Below are 2,927 nucleotides of genomic sequence, written 5' to 3'. Positions count from 1 at the left end.
TTCAAAAATTAAAGAGGAAGACAACAGTGTCTGTCTGCTTGAGAAAGCTTCGGGCTATTAGTACCACTCGGCTTTGGTCTCTCAACCTTTACACCTATGGCCTATCAACGTAGTCATCTCCTACGACCCTATAAGGAAGTCTCATCTCGTGGCTAGTTTCGCACTTAGATGCTTTCAGCGCTTATCTATTCCAGACGTAGCTACCCTGCCGTACACCTGGCGGCATAACAGGTTCACCAGAGGTCTGTCCAACCCGGTCCTCTCGTACTAAGGTCAGATCCACTCAAACTTCCAACGCCCACAACAGATAGGGACCGAACTGTCTCGCGACGTTCTGAACCCAGCTCGCGTGCCACTTTAATGGGCGAACAGCCCAACCCTTGGGACCTTCTCCAGCCCCAGGATGTGACGAGCCGACATCGAGGTGCCAAACCTCCCCGTCGATATGAGCTCTTGGGGGAGATCAGCCTGTTATCCCCAGCGTACCTTTTATCCTTTGAGCGATGGCCCTTCCATACAGAACCACCGGATCACTATGTCCGTCTTTCGACCCTGTTCGACTTGTCGGTCTCACAGTCAAGCAAGCTTATGCCATTGCACTCCACGTACGGTTACCAAGCGTACTGAGCTTACCTTTGAAAGCCTCCGTTACCTTTTTGGAGGCGACCACCCCAGTCAAACTACCCACCAAACAATGTCCTCCGCAATGCGGAGTTAGAAACCGAATACAGAAAGGGCGGTATTTCAAGGGCGATTCCACGCATCCTGGCGAACACGCTTCAATATCTCCCGCCTATCCTACACATCCTGTACCCAATCTCAATGTTAAGCTATAGTGAAGGTGCATGGGGTCTTTCCGTCCCGTTGCGGGTAACCGGCGTCTTCACCGATACCACAATTTCACCGAGCTCATGGCTGAGACAGCGCCCAGATCGTTACACCATTCGTGCAGGTCGGAACTTACCCGACAAGGAATTTCGCTACCTTAGGACCGTTATAGTTACGGCCGCCGTTTACTGGGGCTTCGATTCAATGCTTCTCCGAAGATGACATCCCCTCTTAACCTTCCAGCACCGGGCAGGTGTCAGGCCTTATACTTCATCTTGCGATTTTGCAAAGCCATATGTTTTTGTTAAACAGTCGCCTGGGCCTTTTCACTGCGGCTGCTCATCGCTGAGACAGCGCCCCTTCTCCCGAAGTTACAGGGCCATTTTGCCGAGTTCCTTAGCCATGACTCACTCGAGCACCTTAGGATTCTCTCCTCGACCACCTGTGTCGGTTTGCGGTACGGGTCTTATTAACCTGAAGCTTAGCGGGTTTTCTTGGAAGTCTGTTTACCTGCTCTATCAGCGCCACCGAAGCTTTGCTGTACTATTGGGTTTCAGCTAGAGTTGCGGATTTGCCTACAACCCCAATACCTACGCCTTTCAACGAACTATTCCGTCAGTTCGCGGCAGTGTCACTACTCCGTCACCACATCGCAGTTAATAAGAGTACTGGAATATTAACCAGTTGTCCATCGGCTTGCCCCTTTCGGGTGCGCCTTAGGTCCCGACTGACCCTGATCCGATTAACGTTGATCAGGAAACCTTGGTCTTTCGGTGGGCGGGTTTCTCACCCGCCTTATCGTTACTTATGCCTACATTTGCTTTTCCATACGGTCCAACACCCATCACCAGGTATCTTCACCCCATATGGAATGCTCCCCTACCAGATGCATATCTCTCAATGCAAATCCATAGCTTCGGTACCGTTCTTGATGCCCGTTTATTATCCACGCCCGGCCGCTCGACTAGTGAGCTGTTACGCACTCTTTAAATGAATGGCTGCTTCCAAGCCAACATCCTAGCTGTCTGGGCAACCGGACCTCGTTAGTTCAACTTAGAACGAATTTGGGGACCTTAGCTGATGGTCTGGGTTCTTTCCCTCTCGGCCTTGGACCTTAGCACCCAAAGCCTCACTGCAAGACATATCTGACAGCATTCGGAGTTCGTCTGGATTTGGTAGGATTTGACTCCCCCGCACCCAATCGGTAGCTCTACCTCTGTCAGACTCTATTCTCACGCTGTTCCTAAAAACATTTCGGGGAGTACGAGCTATTTCCCAGTTTGATTGGCCTTTCACCCCTACCCTCAGGTCATCCGGAAACTTTTCAACGTTTATCGGTTCGGTCCTCCATTACATGTTACTGCAACTTCAACCTGCCCAAGGGTAGATCACAAGGTTTCGCGTCTACCTCATCTGACTATGCGCCCTATTAAGACTCGCTTTCGCTTCGGCTGCGCCCCTGAAGGGCTTAACCTTGCCAGACAAGAGTAACTCGTAGGCTCATTATGCAAAAGGCACGCTGTCACAGGACCTGCCTGCTCCAACCGCTTGTAAGCACACGGTTTCAGGTTCTTTTCACTCCCCTGTTCGGGGTTCTTTTCACCTTTCCCTCACGGTACTGGTTCACTATCGGTCTCTCAGGAGTATTTAGCCTTACCAGATGGTGCTGGTGGATTCCCACAGGATTTCTCCGGTCCCGCGGTACTCAGGATACCACTATGTCAATATTCTTTACCTGTACGGGGCTCTCACCCTTATCGCGCAGTTTCCCACCTGCTTCCAGTTCATAGCATTGTACAATATTGTGGTCCTACAACCCCGCTTATGCCGTAACATAAACGGTTTGGGCTACTTCCCGTTCGCTCGCCACTACTTGGGAAATCATTGTTATTTTCTTCTCCTACGCCTACTTAGATGTTTCAGTTCAGCGCGTTCGCGTATTATACGACATGTCTTCAACATGCCAGGTTGCCCCATTCGGAAATCTTTGGATCAAGTCGCATTTGCCAATCCCCAAAGCTTATCGCAGCTTATCACGTCCTTCTTCGCCTCTGAGAGCCTAGGCATCCCCCGTGTGCCCTTATTTACTTTCTTCACCG

At 50.8% G+C, this 2,927-nt stretch carries 1 rRNA gene; it reads right to left on the bottom strand.

What is annotated here, in order from left to right:
- Positions 1–38: 38 nt before the first annotated feature.
- Positions 39–2,922 (bottom strand): 23S ribosomal RNA (locus HX021_RS21610).
- Positions 2,923–2,927 lie beyond the last annotated feature (5 nt).

This window comes from Sphingobacterium sp. N143 (genome assembly GCF_030325625.1).
Lineage (GTDB): Bacteria > Bacteroidota > Bacteroidia > Sphingobacteriales > Sphingobacteriaceae > Sphingobacterium.
Note: the sequence above shows the minus strand (reverse complement) of the source record. Positions and strands in the feature narration are given on the sequence as shown.